This window comes from Maribacter aestuarii (assembly GCF_027474845.2).
Classification (GTDB): domain Bacteria; phylum Bacteroidota; class Bacteroidia; order Flavobacteriales; family Flavobacteriaceae; genus Maribacter; species Maribacter aestuarii.
The window spans coordinates 3,068,454-3,085,255 of the sequence record NZ_CP107031.2; the positions used below are offsets into that span (position 1 = coordinate 3,068,454).

The following is a 16,802-nucleotide window of genomic DNA, read 5'->3' on the forward strand; positions in this document are numbered from 1 at the left end:
ATGGCAGAATTCATCAAAAAGAAACACTTACTACTGTTACTTCTTTGCACCTTCTATGTAAGCTATACCATTGCTCAAAATCCCGCTTCCGAAAAATTAGAAACAATCATTAGTAATGTAGAAAACTTTAAACTTTTTGATTATGAAGAATCTCCTCTTGGCAGGTATGTAGCTGATTTTGAGAAACAGGATGCTGAATTTGCCAAAAAGCAATTAACTGCATTAGCGCAACTAGAAATTGAAAACCTTTCGGAAACAGAGCGGATTTCTGTTGAACTGCTGCGTTTTACGTTACAGAATAGAGTGGATGAGTATGACTATAAAACGTACTTAAATCCAATACAGGCGGATCAAGGATTTCACTTGAATTTAAATTATAGGGTGAAACCCATTTTGACCTATGACGATGCTAAACGCTATTTAAATACGCTTAATGCCATTCCACAATATGTTGATGAGCATTTGGTATTGTTAAGGGAAGGTCTAAAACAAGGACTTTCCCAGCCCAAGATTATTTTTAATGGATACGAGAGTACGTATGACACCCATATCGTTGAGGATATTACCCAAAGTGGTTTTTGGGAACCGTTTAAGGATTTACCAACGGTATTGACGCAGCATCAGAAAGATTCGGTTCTTTCCGCCGCTAAACGAGCCATTACGACAAGTGTTGTACCATCATTCAAAAAAATCAAAGAATTCTTCGAAGAAGAATATATCCCGAATACGAGAGATGCACTTGGAGTGTCGGAAACCCCAAATGGTAAAGAATTCTATCAAAATCGTATAAATTACTATACCACCACAACGGAGTACACGGCAGATGATATCCACCAAATAGGATTACGGGAAGTAGCACGGATAAAAGCTGAGATGGAAGACATTATTAAACGTGTAGATTTCAAGGGAAGTTTTAAGGAATTTTTGACCTTCTTACGAACAGATGCCCAATTTTATGCCAAAACGGGCGATGAATTATTGATGCACGCTAGGGACATTGCCAAACGAATCGATGCCGAACTACCAAAATTTTTCAGCACTTTACCTAGAAGACCATATGGAGTTATCAAAGTGCCGGATGCCATTGCACCTAAATATACCGGGGGTCGTTATTCAGGTCCTTCTTCGGATACGGAACCTGGTTTTTATTTGGTCAATACGTATAAATTGGAAAGTAGGCCCTTGTACACTTTACCTTCTCTTACTGCCCACGAGGCGGTACCGGGACATCATTTGCAAGGAAGCTTAAACAAGGAGTTGGGTAATAGTATTCCCGATTTTAGAAAGAGGATGTACCTCTCCGCTTATGGGGAAGGTTGGGCGTTGTACACGGAGTTTTTGGGAAATGACATGGGCATCTATACCACGCCCTATGAGGAATTTGGGAAACTTACCTATGAAATGTGGCGTGCATGCCGCTTGGTGGTGGATACCAGTATCCACGCAAAAGGTTGGACCAGGGAGCAGGTTGTGGATTATATGTTGGCCAATACAGCCCTTTCTAAGCATGAAATAGGTACGGAAACCGATAGATATATTGCTTGGCCGGGACAGGCTATCTCCTATAAAATGGGCGAAATAAAAATTAGGGAAATGCGTAAGAAAGCGGAAAAGGAATTGGGAAGTAAGTTTGATATTCGGAAATTCCATGAAGTTATTTTGGAACAGGGCACAGTAACGCTTCCCATTTTAGAAAGAAGGATTGATAATTATATTTTGGCCACAAAATAGAGATACATGTCCAAAAGCACTTTTGTTTGTATTGACGCGCATACCTGTGGTAATCCGGTAAGGGTAGTTAAAAGCGGAGGTCCAGAACTTCGGGGCGCTACTATGAGTGAAAAGAGGCAGCATTTTTTAAGGGAATACGATTGGATCCGCAAAGGATTAATGTTCGAACCACGAGGACATGACATGATGAGCGGTAGTATATTCTATCCGCCAACCAACGCCGAAAATGATTTTGGAATTCTCTTTATTGAGACCAGTGGATGCCTTCCCATGTGCGGGCATGGTACCATAGGGGCAATTACCATTGGTTTGGAAGAAGGTCTGATAAAGCCTAAAACACAGGGTAAAATCCTTATGGAAACCCCGGCTGGCTTGGTCCAAATTGAATATCAACAATCGGATAAGAAAGTAGACTGGGTAAAGTTGACCAATGTGAAATCTTATCTTGCCGCCACCGAACTGACAATCAATTGTTCTGCTTTGGGAGAACTAATTTTCGATGTATCCTACGGCGGTAATTTTTACGCCATTATAGATGAACAAAAGAATTTCTCTGGAATACAGGATTTCTCAGCAAGCAAATTAATTCAGTTCAGTCAAGAAATCCGAGAGAAAATCAATCAGAAATATGCCGATAAATTTATACATCCGGAAGATGATACCATTAGAAATGTAAGTCATGTCTTATGGTCGGGGAAAACCATTGCCCCAGAGGCTACGGCAAGAAACGCTGTCTTCTATGGCGACAAGGCTATTGACCGTTCTCCCTGTGGTACGGGCACCTCGGCGCGAATGGCACAATGGTTTGCCAAGGGAAAGCTGGAGCTGGGCGTAGATTTTATCCACGAGAGTATAATAGGCTCTCAATTTACAGGAAAGGTCGAAGCCGAAGCTAAAATAGGTGTTATCCCGGCAATTATTCCAAGTATAAAGGGATGGGCCAAAATTTACGGGCATAATACCATAACTATTGATGACGATGACCCTTATGCCCATGGGTTTCAAGTAATTTGATATGAGCAAGAATATTCTAATAATTGGAGGTGGTATTGTAGGGTTGAGTACGGCCTATTTCCTTTGTAAGGAAGGCCATCAGGTTACGGTAGTAGATAAGTCCGACATTACTTCTGGTGCTTCCTTTGTAAATGCAGGTTATATTACGCCAAGCCATATCATTCCCCTAGCATCACCCGGAATGATACGTATCGGACTTAAAATGATGTTCAATTCTGCCAGTCCTTTTTATATGAAACCCCGATTGGATTGGGATTTTCTTAAATGGTCATGGTATTTTCATAAATCCTCTACGGCAGAGAAAGTAGAACGTGCGATACCTGTTATAAAGGACATCAATATAATAAGCAGGGAGTTATATTCAGATATTAAGAATTCTGGAGATTTAGGGGAATTTCAACTGGAAAGGAAGGGGCTTTTAATGCTATATAAGACCGATGCTTCCTACGAGCATGAGGCTGAAGTTGCGAAAAAGGCAAGTTTTCTCGGATTGGAAGTAAAGGAATTGAATAAAATTGAACTGGACGAAATTGAACCGAATATAAAAATTGATGCTAAAGGAGCAATTCACTATGAATGTGATGGTCATACCACGCCCACCGAGTTCATGCCAAAAATGATGAATTATTTAAAGAGTGCCGGGGTATCCATTAGGCTAAATGAAGAGGTGTTGGATCTGAAGACATCCGACGGAAAAATTAGTGAAATAAAGAGCAATAAACAGGTGTACACCCCTGATGAAGTTGTTTTGGCAGCAGGCTCTTGGAGTGGTAAATTGGCAAAAAAATTAGATTTGAAGTTGCCCTTACAAGCTGGAAAGGGCTATCGAATAAACGTGGCTAGGGAAACCGGAATCTCAATCCCCGCCATCTTGATGGAAGCCAAAATGGCGGTTACGCCTATGAAAGGTTTTACCCGTTTTGCAGGTACTATGGAGTTTTCCGGTATCAATACGAAAATAAGAAAGGAAAGGGTGCATGCCATTGCCAATGGTGCAAGAAGGTTCTATCCAGAACTTGAGATTCGTCAAGAAGAAATTGATCAGGCACAAACAGGTATGCGCCCAGTCTCTCCGGACGGACTTCCATATATTGGAAAATCAGATACTTATAATAACCTTATCATAGCTACGGGACACGCCATGATGGGTTGGAGTCTGGGTCCGGCAACCGGAAAATTAGTTTCGGAAATCATAGACGGGAAAAAAACATCCATGTCCATAGATGCCTTCTTACCAAGCAGAAAGTTTACTTAACTTTAGAAATGTTACTACAAAAGGAATAGTATGAAAAAACTTCTAAAAATGGGTTTGCTATCATTGGGTCTATTGCTCATGAATTCATGTAAACAGGAAACCAAAATGGCAAAGGATACAATCGATGAAAATAAAATACCGGTATATCAAAACGAACCTAAAACTGAAAATTTTAATGCGACATTGGATGGCAAGCCCGTCAAATTATTATGGATTTATAACGGCAACGGGATTAAAGTTGCTTTTACTAACTACGGACAACGCTTAGTGTCGCTTTATGTTCCGGATAAAAACGGAGAATTTAAGGATGTGGTTTTGGGTCTAAATGACTTGAAAGGTTATCAGGAACCTGGTGGTTTGTATTTTGGAGCGGTGATAGGCAGGTATGGAAATAGGATAGCTAAGGGTAAATTTACGCTAGAGGACAAGGAATACCAGTTAGCCGTTAACAACAATGAAAACCACCTACACGGTGGTGTGAGTGGATTTAATGATGTGGTTTGGGATATTGTGGACCATACAGGTAACAGAGTTACGTTCAAAAGAGTTTCTCCGGATATGGAAGAAGGCTATCCAGGCAATCTTACAGTCACTGTGAGCTATACCTTGACAGATACCAATGAACTACGCATAGAATACGAAGCTACCACAGACGCTGCAACACATGTAAACCTTACCCACCATTCCTTTTTCAATCTAAAGGGAGAAGGTGAGGGTGATATCAATGACCACATCCTTAGTATAAATGCAGATAGATTTACACCGGTCGATGCCGGATTGATACCTACAGGGGAGCTAAGGGAGGTTACAGGAACGCCATTTGATTTTAGGACTCCAAAAGCCATTGGACGGGATTTGGAATTGGAGAATGAACAATTAAAGATGGGCGGTGGTTACGACCATAATTTTGTCCTTAATGAAGGCCCGACCAATGAGGATGGACTTGTCTTAGCTGCTAAAGTTTTGGAACCTCAAAGCGGTAGTGTAGTGGAGGTGTATACCAACGAGCCTGGCGTGCAGTTCTATAGCGGCAATTTTCTGGATGGGACAACTATAGGAAAGATCGGCAAACCTTATATAAAGAGAGGTTCTTTTTGTTTAGAAACACAACATTTTCCGGATACGCCCAATCAACCGGATTTTCCTTCTACAGTTTTAAAGCCTGGGGAAACGTATACTTCGGTATGTAGTTACAAGTTTTCTGTCGATATAGAGAAGTAATATCTTATTTATTGAAATTTTCAGGAACCAAAACTACTTGATCAACTGGCAATTTTCAGTTTCGCGTCTACAACGGTCTTAATTTTTTGAAGTAATAATTTTTCCAAAATAGGTTTGGTCATAAAATCGTTCACACCCAATTTTTGTACTCGAGTATAACTTTCTACCGTGCAGTCTGCAGTTAGTACGATTATAGGTATACTATTGGAAATTGTGGGTATACTTTCTTTTCTAATTTTCTCAATGGCCTCGAAACCGTCCATGATGGGCATTTGCAGATCCATCAACACAATATCAAACTTATCAGCCTTCAACTGCTCCAAACCTTCTTGGCCATTATTGGCGATGACCAATTTTACTCCAGGATACTTTTTCATGAACAGCTTAATCACTGTTTGGTTCATTTTGTTGTCCTCCACTAGCAGTATTTTACAATCTCGTAAAGCGGGCTGCTCATCTGCTTCTGCCGAAACCAATTCATAATCCATTTGTATTTTACAGGTGGTGCCGGCATCGGAATTTTTTCTAAGGTTTATACTACCCCCTTGAAGATCAATATAGGCTTTGGCAATATAAAGGCCCAAGCCTAGTCCATCAAACTGTCGTTTATCATCGAAGGAATGTTTGGTAAAGGATTCGAAGGCTGTACGTACTTTCTCGTCTGAAATACCTATCCCGGTATCACGAATATAGAAGGTGAGCCTGGTCTTTGATTTCTGTAAATTTGACACCTTTACCCTGAGAGCGATTTCACCTGCGTTCGTAAATTTAACCGCATTGTCCAACAAGTTGGTTAGGATTTGTGTGAGTTTCTTTTCGTCACCAATAATTTCTTGGGGGAGGTTCTCCAAATAAGGTCGCTCAAAATTAAGGTTTTTTTCCTCGGCTAGCGGAGCAATGTTATCTTGTACTTTCAGTAGTAATTCATGGAGGTTAAAAGGAGCCTCTCTAAGCGTGTAATTTCCTTTTTCAATATCAGTGAAATCAACGATATCGTTTATGGACGATATCAAGGACTTTGAAGATGCCGTGATAAGTTCCACCTGCTCCCTCAGATTGGTCGTAGACGTTTCGCTCTCAATTGAGGAGGCCACGCCCATAATAAGGTTCAACGGTGTACGAAGTTCATGGCTTAGGTTGGACAGGAAGTAACTTTTTATATCGTTCAAATCATTTTTTCGCTGTAAAGAGGTTTTTTCATTTACTTCATTTTCTAACCTTAACGCTTTTACCCTGTTGCTCATGGATATAGAAAAAAGAATGATTTCCAAGCTTGTCCCTAACTTTATAATATTTTCTCTAACTAAGGTGGCAGGTAATATGTTCAGATTGGCGAAAATGAAAGTTACAAAGGCAAGGCACAAAATTCCTATTCCCATTAAATAGAATGAGTCAGGTTTTTTTCCATTTAAAATATTTAGCACCGCGATTGCAACCACTTGAAGCATAACAATAAGCCCCATGATATTTGTAATGGGATAATAAAGAGCTATGTTGTTTTTTGGAATAAAAAGGGAAAAAATAACAAGGGTTACGAACAATCCTGTGATTTTGAAAATATAAGAAAATAAGCGATTACGCTCTATTTGTAAAAATCTATAGGAATAGCTCAAAAAGAATATGAAGGAAAAATTAGCCATTAAAAGAACGGCAACATTATTTAGCCAGCCCCCATTGGGGGTAATGTATTCATGAAAAAGGCCATCAATAGAAAATTGCAGCAAACCAATAAAAAGAATGTAAAAACTGTAATAGAGAAAAATAACATCCTTAAATCCTTTATAGAATAAAAAATAAAAGATAAATGCTAAAAAAAGAATACCATAGAACAGTCCAAATAGTATTTGTTCTTTAAAAATATGTTTAAATAGATTATTTGAGCTATGTAATTTTAGTGGTATAATGAGAGACTCCCCGTCACTTTTAAGATTTATGTAACCTTTTAGGAGGCTATTTGGCTCTAGGGTAATTGCGAAAAGAGTTTTTCTATGAGGAATGCTTTTTTCTTCAAACGGTTTAAGATCACCGCTTTGTTGTACTGTTATTTGTTTATTTCCTGTTTGGGTATATAGTATGACTTCATCAATTATAGGTCGGGCAGTTTCAAGGAAATAGTTAAGCTTCTCGTCGGTTTCATTTTTAATTTCAAAAGTCACCCAAATATAGTCTTGACTAAACCCTATATTGTGTAGGGGTCCTGCCAACGTATCGGAAACCATATGCTTTTGATTTTCTATAAAGCTCTTTATGGAATATTTTTTATGTCTGGCGTTAAAGATTTGGGCATGCTCACTTAGAGATACCTCCTCTAGGATGGGTTGATCAATTATATGTTGAGCCGTAAGATTGTGTATAGAGAGTAGCAACACAATCACAAAATTTATTTTGGCAAAGGCACTTACCTTAACATTGCAAATTGAAAATGAAAGCATACAATAGATTTGGGGCAGCTAAGTACGTGAGGAATTGATAAAAATTAGGTTTAATTAGTCCAAATGCTGGAAAATTCTGTGATATGAGAGGACAACACTTGTTTTGCCCGACGTTACGGATACTTTCTCTTGATAAATACCATCCTGATTAGAACTAAACACAGTGAGCGAATTAATTTCAAAAAGATTCATCGCTCTTCATTATTTTAGCTAATCCTTTGATAAGATTAACTTACATCTTTTGAAAACCGCACCAGAAAAAACACATCTTGAAAAGCTAAAGTCGAAGATTCTGTCCTACACAAAAGTGCCGGACGCAGTCCTTGAAGAAGAGATGCGGTATTACGAATGTCTAGAACTAAGAAAAGGTGATATGTTGGTAGCACCGGGTCAATTCGTGCATCACTTTTATTATGTGGCGGCTGGATGTATTTATTATTACAAATTGGAAGATGGTGAGCAAAAAGTAATGGAGTTTTATACTGAGGATGTATTTTTTACCGATTTGCCAGCCTATGTAAAGGGCACGCCTTCCAATTACTTTCTAAAAGCAACAGAAAAGAGCTTGGTATATGCTGTAAAGAAATCCGATGCAGAAAATTCTTTTAAAAAGTCTCATGAGTTAGAGCGCTTTGGCCGGCTCTCTATGCAAGAAGCTTTTATGAAGATTTTTACACGGGTGGAAAGGTTGAGCAGCCGTACGAATGAGGAACGTTATTTGCGTCTGATGGAAAAACGTCCTGACCTTTTTCAGCGCGTTCCGCAATATTTAATCGCTTCTTATTTGGGAATAACGCCGGTGGGACTTTCCAAACTTAGGAAACGATTGGGGAAGGGTCAATAATTTTAGCCACTTTAATCAATCTTATTTGGTCAGTCTTCACCTCTTCCCAAATACGCACGAATGGAACTTATCTTACCATCTGAATTTATTGAAATCACATCAACCACATAGAGTTCTTCACTGTCATTGATGGTAATTTTCAATTCTGCAGCTAGGGTATTATTATTTTCATAGGTAAACAGTACGTCAATAGCAATAGAATAGGCGGCAGCAAAATTCTTCCGTGTTTCCCTCAAAGCATTCTTCTTGCCATAAACAAGAATCTTCCAATCACGTAAGACGATATCTTCGGAGAATAAGTTTTCGATACTTTTGATGTCTTTCTCTTCATATTTCTGAAGATAGTTTAGACAAATTTCTTTATTTGATTTTTTAGACATACAATCATTTTTATGCTTTAATAATAAGTGGTTTTATGGAAACTACCATCCAATAACCAATAAACAATCCGATGATTGAAAAAATATAAATACAGAAAGGATAATAACCTGAAAATTGGCCAGTTTCACGATATGGGCCAGTCTTTTCTCCATTATTAGACCTTTCATGAGACAATGTTGTATTACTTGGTATAAGGGATTTAGAGGCACTTTCATTTTTTAACCGAATTGAATTTTCCAAAATGCCATAATATTCCACTCGGGTCGTGAAGAAAAAATTCATTTCCCCATTCGTCATATTTTATGTTGGACAATCTCACCTTGGGGTACTTCTGGGTTAATTTCAAATCTTGTATGGTTTTCAGACTTTTTTCCAAATCATCCACTTCAAAGAAAATCATGGAGTTGTCTATCCAATCCTTTACGAAGGCATCTTGTAAATAAAATCCGAAGGCCCCACTATGGAAATAGGACATATTTTTTGACGTGATTATTTCTTCAAATCCTAAATCCCGATAAAAACTACGGGAAATGGAATAGTTTTTCGCACCGATAAAAGGCCTAATGGATTTACCTAATATATTCATATTGCATTTTTTTTAAGGGAAAATGCGTTTTGCACATTAATGAAGATACGTGTATGGAGTAGTTGGAGTACATTGCTTTTGGACAAGGTTGCTTTGATAGTAAAGGTAAAGCTTCAACTAAATTGTTTCTCATGTTCTAATTTGACTTTCATCTGGTCTTCGTAAATTACTAAAATTCCTTTAAGTTTTGACCTCTCCAATTCGGAGTGTTATAAAATACGGTGACATCCGCCGTAATTGTGACAAAACATAGTGATATCAACAAGTTCACAGGATTACACATGCACTCACATTTATTTTATTTCTCTCTAAAATAAATGTTTTTGTGCCCTCTGTAATCTATAATAGAAACTTAAGGGAAAATCTGTAATTTTTATTAAACTAGTTTAACGAGATTCCTTGGAATAAATCCTAACTTGAATACCGTTAAACGTAAACACTCTTGTTATGGCCAATACCTATGTAGACTTAGAAACTTTAAAATTTCTTTTATTCCAAGTACACGACCTAAAAAGTGTGTTGGAACAAGAGCGATTTAAGGATTATGATGAGGAGTCCATACATATGATGCTGGGCTCCATAAAGGATTTTGCCGATAAGGAAATGTATCCCTACTTCCGGGAGATGGACGAGAACCCCGCTCATTTCATGGATGGGGAAATAATAGTGCATCCGCAGGTAACAAAATATATGCAAAAAGGTGGGGAAATGGGTTTCTTATCGGGTCCGTTTTCCTATGAGGATGGTGGAATGCAAATGCCATCCATGGTGGTGCATGCTTCTGCCTTTATTCAGGAAGCTGCCAATAACCACCTACCAGGCTACATAGGTCTTACCGTAGGCGCTGCGGAACTGATCGTGCATTTTGGAAATCAAATCTTAAAGGAAACCTATGTTCCCAAGATGATGGCCGGAGAGTGGGGCGGTACCATGTGCCTTACAGAACCACAAGCTGGAAGTTCACTTTCAGATATAGTCACCACTGCCGTGCCCGACGGGGATGCTTATAAAATTCATGGACAAAAAATTTTCATTTCGGGTGGAGATTATAAAGGGGCCGAAAACATCGTGCATCTAGTTTTGGCGCGTATCAAAGGAGCTCCTGCCGGCACCAAAGGTATTTCACTTTTCGTGGTGCCAAAGAAACGCCCAACGAATGATGGAAATCTAACAGACAACGACGTAACCACGGTTGCTGATTTTCAAAAAATGGGTCAAAAGGGCTATTGTACTACACACTTATTTTTTGGGGATAAGGATGATTGTACAGGTTGGTTGGTAGGTGAACCCAACAAAGGCCTAAAATATATGTTCCTTATGATGAACGGAGCACGCATTGCAGTGGGTCGTGGTGCGGCGGCGATTGCTACGGGGGCTTACCATGCTTCTTTAAATTATGCTAAGGAAAGACCTCAGGGTAGGGAGCTGCAGCGAACGGGAAAGAAAGATGTATCCCAAGAACAGACCCTTATCATCAATCACCCGGATGTTCGTAGAATGTTGCTGTTGCAAAAGGTTATCACCGAGGGAGCTTTGAGCCTGATTTTTTTAACTTCCAGGTATCAGGACTTATCACAATCGCTCCAAGATGAAGCGGAAAGGGAAAAATATAAATTGTTGTTGGAAATGTTAACACCGGTGGTTAAAACGTATCCTTCGGAAATGGGTATCACTTCCGTAAATAACGGAGTCCAGGTTTTAGGAGGTTATGGCTTTTGTTCCGATTACATCTTGCAGCAGTATTTACGGGATATCAGAATTTCAGCTATCTATGAAGGGACCACGGGCATACAGTCGCAAGACCTTTTAGGAAGAAAAATCACGATGGACAACGGAAAGGCCTTGCAGTTACTTTCGGAAGAGATAAAAAACACCATTCAAGAAAGCTTATCTTACGAGTTGTTGAAACCATTAGCGAAACAATTGGGCAGTAAACTGGAGCTGACACAAAAGGTATTACAATCCCTGATGGGATACGCTATGAAGGGAGATTACCAAAGGTTCTTGGCGGACGCAACTCCGTTTATGGAATTTTTTAGCACAATCATTATCGCCTGGCAATGGTTGGATATTGGCCGAAAAGCACAAGAAGCACTGATATCTGGAACTACGGAATACAGTTCGGAATTTTATGAGAACAAGTTGCATGCCATGCAGTTTTATTTCAAATACGAACTCCCCAAAACCTCGGGACTGGCGGAAATACTTACGGATAAACAAGCATTGACACTGAAAACGGACAAGGAAGTATTTTCTTGACCTACAGCCAACAAACAACAACTAGAATACAATGAGCATTAATTCAAAATTCGACCTAACGGGAAAAGTAGCTATTGTTACGGGCTCCAGTAAGGGTATAGGACTTTCCATAGCAAGAGGTCTTGCCGAGAAAGGGGCAAAAGTGGTGATTAGCAGCAGAAAACAAGAGGCTGTGGATACACTGGCTAAAGAATTCTCGGAAGCAGGTATGAAAGCTATAGGAATTGCATGCCATATTGGGGATTCCGAACAGCGTAAACAATTAATTGCCAAAACAATGGATACCTATGGGCGCATCGATATTTTGGTGAACAACGCCGCAATTAATCCCTTTTACGGTCCGTTGGAATCGGCGGGCGAGGAAGTGTTCGATAAAATTATGAACGTCAACGTAAAGGCGCCTTGGTTATTATCAAATTTGGTACAGCCACACATGAAGGAAAACGGGGGAGGAAGCATTATCAATATTTCATCGGTTGAAGGTATTCACCCGGGATTCCGATTGGGCTTGTATAGTATGACGAAGTCCGCTCTGATTATGCTTTCAAAAAATCAAGCTAAAGAATGGGGCCGCTATGGCATACGCTCCAATGTGGTCTGTCCGGGCTTGATTAAAACAAAATTCAGTGAAAGCCTTTGGTCCGATGAAAAATTGGTAGCGCAATATACCGGAGTCGTACCCTTAAGAAGAGTGGCGGAACCGGACGAGATGGCGGGCATAGTCATGCTATTGGCCTCCGATGCGGGTTCTTACATGACCGGTGGCGTGTATACGGCAGATGGTGGATACCTAATTTCGGGATAATACTAAAGAACTATGAATTTTGACTACAGCGAAAAATCAATAGCGCTTCAAGAAAAATTGAAGCATTTTTTGGAGACCCATGTACATCCTGTTGAGAAGGAAGTAGAACTGTTCCATCAAAATCCAGAAAATAGATGGAAACGATGGCCAGGATTGGAGGCGCTAAAGCAAAAGGCAAAAGAGGCCGGGTTATGGAATTTGTTTCTACCCGTATCTTACGGGGAATTGAGTCCAGGACTTACCAATTTGGAATATGCCCCGCTGGCGGAAATCATGGGACGGATTGTTTGGTCCTCGGAAATTTTTAACTGTAGTGCTCCGGATACCGGAAACATGGAGGTGCTTGCCAAATACGGCACTGTGGTACAACAGGATAAATGGTTGAAACCCCTTATGGATGGTAAAATCCGCTCCGCTTTTTTAATGACAGAACCGGAAGTGGCCTCCTCCGATGCCACCAATATAGAAACCTCCATAGTATCCGATGGGAATGAATATGTCATCAACGGGCGAAAATGGTGGTCTTCCGGGGCAATGGACCCCAATTGCAAGATTGCCATTGTCATGGGCAAGACTGATTTTGATGCCCCACGACATGCACAGCAAAGTATGGTTCTGGTACCCATGGATACCCCAGGGGTAAAAATAGAAAGACACCTTAGTGTATTTGGATATACCGACTCCCCAGAGGGTCATGCAGAAATTATTTTGGATAACGTTCGCGTACCGAAGAGTAATCTTTTGTTGGGTGAGGGCAGAGGTTTTGAGATTGCCCAGGGTCGCTTAGGTCCGGGACGTATTCATCATTGCATGCGTTTGATCGGCATGGCACAACGCTCGTTGGAAATCATGTCGGAACGAACGGTGCAACGAAAGCCATTTGGTAGAACTTTGGATACGTATAGTAGCGTGCGTCAGGATATTGCCCTTTCGGCATGCGAGATTGAGCAAACACGATTATTAGTATTGTCAGCGGCCGATAAGATGGATAAGGTGGGGAATAAGGAAGCAAAGGATGTAATCGCCATGATAAAAATTGTAACCCCTAATATGGCGCTACGGGTTATTGATAGGGCTATTCAAATTTTAGGTGGCAAAGGGGTAGGAAGCGATACCCCGCTGGCACACTTTTTTGCTGCCGCACGTATGTTACGTCTGGCTGATGGCCCCGATGAGGTACATATGAGTCAGTTAGGAAAAAGCACGATAAATAAGTACGTAAATAATTCAGATGACTAGCCAAAACGCAGTAAAGGAAGTCAGGGAAGGGGAAGAGCTGGATGAGGTGAAACTTAAGGAGTTTATGCTACGGCATTCACTAATATCAAAAGTAAGCAGTGAATTAACGGTACAACAGTTTACTAACGGCTACTCCAACTTGACCTACCTTCTTAGGATAGAAAGCAAGGAATATGTTTTAAGAAGACCGCCATTTGCCGCACCAAAACGAGGCCACGATATGGGACGTGAATTCAAAGTATTACAAGGTTTGAATCCTATTTATGATAAAAGTCCCAGGGTACATGTCTTCAACGAGGACAATTCCATAATTGGGGCTCACTTTTACATTATGGATAAGGTGGAGGGTCGAATTCTAACGTATAAATCGGCGCAAAGTAGCGCGGTCTCCCCGAAAGATTATAAAACTATTTCCAATACGTGGATAGATGCTTTTATTGAATTTCACAATATCGATTACAAGGAGGCAGGACTTATGGAATTGGGAAGACCAGAAGGCTATGTGGAACGTCAGGTCAGGAATTGGGGCAAGCAATATCTGGCTGCGGCAACCGATGAGGTACCGGCGGCCCTGAAGGTAATGGCATGGATGGAAGAAAATCAGCCAAAAAATTATGATCATACCATCATCCATAACGATTTTAAATATGATAACGTAGTTTTCAAGGACGATAAATGGAAAACGATAACGGCTGTTCTGGACTGGGAAATGTGTACGTTGGGCGACCCGTTGATGGATTTAGGGACTTCACTAGGGTATTGGACAACGGCTAACGACCCAGAATTTATGAAGCAAGGTTTACCTTCACCTACGGTGATGAAAGGTAATCCCACCCGGACGGAAATTGTACAGCAGTATGCGCTTAAAAGCGGTAGAAATATCGATAATCTTACGTTTTACTTTGTGTACGGGTTATTTAAAATCGCCGTCATTGCCCAGCAAATCTATTATCGCTATAAGCACGGGCATACTAGCGATCCAAAATTTGCCAATTTGAACAAGGCGGCGGAATTGTGCTGTAATACCGCTTGGCAGGCCATTCAGAAAAATAAAATCGATAATTTATATTAAGCATGGGAAGTGAAGCGTATTTGGAAATTAATCCTGACCAAGTATCGGATTTTGTTGAAAGTGCATCGGACCGACCTGTGGTGATGTTGAATTTGGTCAAATACAAGGCACTAGTTCCCGATAAAGGTATAACGGGAAAGGAAGCCTATAAGGAATATATGCGGCAGGCGATGCCCTTTTTTAAAAAAGCGAAGGCCGAGGTTCTGTTCTACGGAGCACCTAAACATATGTTGATAGGTCCGGTGGAGGAGGAACTTTGGGATGATGTGCTATTGGTTAAATATGAATCTGTTTCAGATTTTATGAAAATGGTCAAAACCGAAGGATATCCCTCACAGTTACGCGCAGCGGCTTTGGATGATTCTCGGTTGATTCATTGCGCACCAAACTAGCCGCATTAAAAATTAAACAATACGCTAAGAATGAATTTGAAAAACAAGGTAGTGGTCATTACGGGAGCCGGCAGCGGTATAGGGGCAGCTACGGCAAAGCTCTTTGGAAAGCATAAAGCTGACGTAATTGTTTCCGATATCAACATGGAGAATGCGGAAAAGGTATCCACAGATATAAAAAATGAGGGAGGAAAAGCATTTGCATTTGAAACCGACGTCACAAAATTTGAGCAAGTAGAAAATCTGTTGAAAACTGTAGTTGAGAAACATAAGAAGCTGGATGTAATGGTGAATAATGCCGGAATAGGCGGTAAACATCAGGCAAAAACAGCAGACCATTCCCACGAAGACTGGCACAACGTTATTGCCGTGAATCAGACCGGCGTATTCTATTGCATGCAACTTGCCCTACAACAAATGCTGAAACAAGGTCATGGTAATATTGTAAATGTAGCATCCTTGGCCGGTCTAAAAGCTTCAGGAAATAACCTTTCATATTCCGCCAGCAAGTATGCTGTGGTAGGAATGACCAAATCCGCCGCTTTGGAATATGGAAGAAAAAATATTCGCATTAACGCAGTTTGTCCAGGATTCACCCATTCGGCTTTATTGGAGCAATTGTTGGCGGTAAGCCCGGATATGGGCGATAAGTTAAAACGATTCATTCCCATGGGAAGATTTGGGGAGGCGGAGGAAATTGCGGAAGCCATTTGCTGGTTAGCCTCCGATAATTCGAAATTTATCACGGGGCAAACGCTTACGCTGGACGGAGGAACATCATTATAAAAGACGCATGGATACATTAGAACTAATTGAAAAGGAAAACTACACCATTGTTCAAATGAACCGTGGAAAAGTGAATGCCATAAATTATGAGATGGTGAAAGAACTGGGGGAAGTTTTTAAAAAATTGGAAGATGACCCTGATGTAATGGGAGTTATACTTTCTGGTCAACCCCATTATTTTTCTGCCGGATTGGACCTTATAGAATTGTATCAATACGATAAAGAGCAGATACAGCAATTTTTTACGGCATTTGGTGCGCTTTATTTGCAATTGGTACAGTTTAAAAAACCCTTTATTTCGGCTATCACCGGACATTCGCCTGCGGGCGGCTGTGTGTTGGCCGTTACAAGTGACAATCGCTTTATGGCCGATGGAGAGGCCTACGTAATAGGTCTTAATGAAGTGGCCGTAAATATTCAAATAAGCCAAAACCTTACGGAAATTTATGCTTTTTGGATGGGTGATGGACTTGCGCATCGGTATATTTTGGAAGGAAAATTGTTGAGTGGAAAAGAGGCTCTAGATGCTGGTCTCGTCGATGAATTGGTTCCTTTAGATCAGGTTTTTGAGCGGTCGGAGAGACAGATGAAACACTACATGAAAGCCGATCAGGAAATCTTGATAAATACAAAGAAAAAACTACGGAAGCGCCTTTGGGATAAGTTGGATTTGAATGCAGAGAATGCATTACAAGAAGCTTCTGTTTTATGGTGGAAACCAGAAATTAGGGCAAAAATGAAGGCTTATCTAGAGAGTTTTACAAATAAGAACAAAAAATAAAAGA

The 16,802-nt window shown here is 40.3% G+C and carries 16 protein-coding genes; 12 read left to right on the plus strand and 4 right to left on the minus strand.

Annotation, left to right across the window (positions count from 1 at the left end; all coding sequences use genetic code 11):
- Genes N8A89_RS14020 through N8A89_RS14035 form a run of 4 tightly spaced genes read left to right on the plus strand, consistent with a single transcriptional unit; the run spans position 1 to position 5,221 of the window.
- A complete protein-coding gene (locus N8A89_RS14020; protein WP_281542800.1) occupies positions 1 to 1,731 on the plus strand; it encodes a DUF885 domain-containing protein in 1,731 nt (576 codons plus the stop codon).
- A 6-nt stretch (positions 1,732 to 1,737) separates the two neighbouring features.
- Complete coding sequence (locus N8A89_RS14025; RefSeq protein ID WP_281542801.1) at positions 1,738 to 2,745, plus strand: 4-hydroxyproline epimerase; 1,008 nt, start codon at positions 1,738 to 1,740, stop codon at positions 2,743 to 2,745.
- Between the two features lies 1 nt (position 2,746).
- The gene (locus tag N8A89_RS14030) at positions 2,747 to 4,000 is read left to right on the plus strand and encodes an NAD(P)/FAD-dependent oxidoreductase (RefSeq protein WP_281542802.1); all 1,254 of its coding nucleotides are present in this window, start codon (positions 2,747 to 2,749) and stop codon (positions 3,998 to 4,000) included.
- A 30-nt stretch (positions 4,001 to 4,030) separates the two neighbouring features.
- Positions 4,031 to 5,221 (plus strand): aldose epimerase family protein, encoded by a 1,191-nt coding sequence (locus N8A89_RS14035; RefSeq protein ID WP_281542803.1) that lies wholly within the window; start codon positions 4,031 to 4,033, stop codon positions 5,219 to 5,221.
- 41 nt (positions 5,222 to 5,262) lie between these two features.
- On the opposite strand, the gene N8A89_RS14040 is transcribed toward N8A89_RS14035, so the two are convergent.
- The gene (locus tag N8A89_RS14040) at positions 5,263 to 7,653 is read right to left on the minus strand and encodes a hybrid sensor histidine kinase/response regulator (RefSeq protein WP_289644487.1); all 2,391 of its coding nucleotides are present in this window, start codon (positions 7,651 to 7,653) and stop codon (positions 5,263 to 5,265) included.
- 241 nt (positions 7,654 to 7,894) lie between these two features.
- Between N8A89_RS14040 and N8A89_RS14045 the strand changes: the two genes are divergently transcribed.
- Positions 7,895 to 8,497: a Crp/Fnr family transcriptional regulator gene (locus N8A89_RS14045; protein WP_281542806.1), complete on the plus strand. Its 603-nt coding sequence runs from the start codon at positions 7,895 to 7,897 to the stop codon at positions 8,495 to 8,497.
- Positions 8,498 to 8,526: 29 nt separating this feature from the next.
- On the opposite strand, the gene N8A89_RS14050 is transcribed toward N8A89_RS14045, so the two are convergent.
- Genes N8A89_RS14050 through N8A89_RS14060 form a run of 3 tightly spaced genes read right to left on the minus strand, consistent with a single transcriptional unit; the run spans position 8,527 to position 9,464 of the window.
- Entirely contained in the window at positions 8,527 to 8,877 is a 351-nt protein-coding gene (locus N8A89_RS14050) for a nuclear transport factor 2 family protein (RefSeq protein WP_281542807.1), read from the minus strand.
- A gap of 42 nt (positions 8,878 to 8,919) precedes the next feature.
- On the minus strand, positions 8,920 to 9,045 hold the full coding sequence (locus tag N8A89_RS14055) for a hypothetical protein (RefSeq protein ID WP_289644488.1): 126 nt from the start codon (positions 9,043 to 9,045) through the stop codon (positions 8,920 to 8,922).
- A 44-nt stretch (positions 9,046 to 9,089) separates the two neighbouring features.
- Complete coding sequence (locus tag N8A89_RS14060) at positions 9,090 to 9,464, minus strand: VOC family protein (protein ID WP_281542808.1); 375 nt, start codon at positions 9,462 to 9,464, stop codon at positions 9,090 to 9,092.
- 447 nt (positions 9,465 to 9,911) lie between these two features.
- On the opposite strand from N8A89_RS14060, the gene N8A89_RS14065 reads away from it, so the two are divergent.
- The 7 genes from N8A89_RS14065 to N8A89_RS14095 are packed head-to-tail and all read left to right on the plus strand — an operon-like array spanning position 9,912 to position 16,798.
- Entirely contained in the window at positions 9,912 to 11,723 is a 1,812-nt protein-coding gene (locus N8A89_RS14065; protein ID WP_281542809.1) for an acyl-CoA dehydrogenase family protein, read from the plus strand.
- A gap of 31 nt (positions 11,724 to 11,754) precedes the next feature.
- Positions 11,755 to 12,528, plus strand: coding sequence for a glucose 1-dehydrogenase (locus N8A89_RS14070; protein WP_281542810.1), 774 nt, complete (start codon positions 11,755 to 11,757; stop codon positions 12,526 to 12,528).
- A gap of 12 nt (positions 12,529 to 12,540) precedes the next feature.
- The gene (locus N8A89_RS14075) at positions 12,541 to 13,767 is read left to right on the plus strand and encodes an acyl-CoA dehydrogenase family protein (protein ID WP_281542811.1); all 1,227 of its coding nucleotides are present in this window, start codon (positions 12,541 to 12,543) and stop codon (positions 13,765 to 13,767) included.
- Positions 13,760 to 14,839: a phosphotransferase family protein gene (locus tag N8A89_RS14080; protein WP_281542812.1), complete on the plus strand. Its 1,080-nt coding sequence runs from the start codon at positions 13,760 to 13,762 to the stop codon at positions 14,837 to 14,839. The genes N8A89_RS14075 and N8A89_RS14080 overlap by 8 nt, the downstream gene beginning before the upstream one ends.
- A gap of 2 nt (positions 14,840 to 14,841) precedes the next feature.
- Positions 14,842 to 15,231, plus strand: coding sequence for a DUF1330 domain-containing protein (locus N8A89_RS14085; protein WP_281542813.1), 390 nt, complete (start codon positions 14,842 to 14,844; stop codon positions 15,229 to 15,231).
- 30 nt (positions 15,232 to 15,261) lie between these two features.
- Positions 15,262 to 16,017: an SDR family NAD(P)-dependent oxidoreductase gene (locus N8A89_RS14090; protein WP_281542814.1), complete on the plus strand. Its 756-nt coding sequence runs from the start codon at positions 15,262 to 15,264 to the stop codon at positions 16,015 to 16,017.
- Between the two features lie 7 nt (positions 16,018 to 16,024).
- On the plus strand, positions 16,025 to 16,798 hold the full coding sequence (locus N8A89_RS14095) for an enoyl-CoA hydratase/isomerase family protein (protein ID WP_281542815.1): 774 nt from the start codon (positions 16,025 to 16,027) through the stop codon (positions 16,796 to 16,798).
- Positions 16,799 to 16,802: the final 4 nt, after the last annotated feature.

Excerpts from the sequence above, each read along its gene's own strand:
- N8A89_RS14075 (WP_281542811.1), top strand. The coding sequence starts at position 12,541 with ATGAATTTTGACTACAGCGAAAAATCAATAGCGCTTCAAGAAAAATTG.
- N8A89_RS14020 (WP_281542800.1), top strand. The coding sequence starts at position 1 with ATGGCAGAATTCATCAAAAAGAAACACTTACTACTGTTACTTCTTTGC.
- N8A89_RS14030 (WP_281542802.1), top strand. The coding sequence starts at position 2,747 with ATGAGCAAGAATATTCTAATAATTGGAGGTGGTATTGTAGGGTTGAGT.
- N8A89_RS14050 (WP_281542807.1), bottom strand. The coding sequence starts at position 8,877 with ATGTCTAAAAAATCAAATAAAGAAATTTGTCTAAACTATCTTCAGAAA.
- N8A89_RS14040 (WP_289644487.1), bottom strand. The coding sequence starts at position 7,653 with ATGCTTTCATTTTCAATTTGCAATGTTAAGGTAAGTGCCTTTGCCAAA.
- N8A89_RS14085 (WP_281542813.1), top strand. The coding sequence starts at position 14,842 with ATGGGAAGTGAAGCGTATTTGGAAATTAATCCTGACCAAGTATCGGAT.
- N8A89_RS14025 (WP_281542801.1), top strand. The coding sequence starts at position 1,738 with ATGTCCAAAAGCACTTTTGTTTGTATTGACGCGCATACCTGTGGTAAT.
- N8A89_RS14090 (WP_281542814.1), top strand. The coding sequence starts at position 15,262 with ATGAATTTGAAAAACAAGGTAGTGGTCATTACGGGAGCCGGCAGCGGT.
- N8A89_RS14080 (WP_281542812.1), top strand. The coding sequence starts at position 13,760 with ATGACTAGCCAAAACGCAGTAAAGGAAGTCAGGGAAGGGGAAGAGCTG.
- N8A89_RS14060 (WP_281542808.1), bottom strand. The coding sequence starts at position 9,464 with ATGAATATATTAGGTAAATCCATTAGGCCTTTTATCGGTGCGAAAAAC.
- N8A89_RS14055 (WP_289644488.1), bottom strand. The coding sequence starts at position 9,045 with ATGAAAGGTCTAATAATGGAGAAAAGACTGGCCCATATCGTGAAACTG.
- N8A89_RS14035 (WP_281542803.1), top strand. The coding sequence starts at position 4,031 with ATGAAAAAACTTCTAAAAATGGGTTTGCTATCATTGGGTCTATTGCTC.
- N8A89_RS14065 (WP_281542809.1), top strand. The coding sequence starts at position 9,912 with ATGGCCAATACCTATGTAGACTTAGAAACTTTAAAATTTCTTTTATTC.
- N8A89_RS14070 (WP_281542810.1), top strand. The coding sequence starts at position 11,755 with ATGAGCATTAATTCAAAATTCGACCTAACGGGAAAAGTAGCTATTGTT.
- N8A89_RS14095 (WP_281542815.1), top strand. The coding sequence starts at position 16,025 with ATGGATACATTAGAACTAATTGAAAAGGAAAACTACACCATTGTTCAA.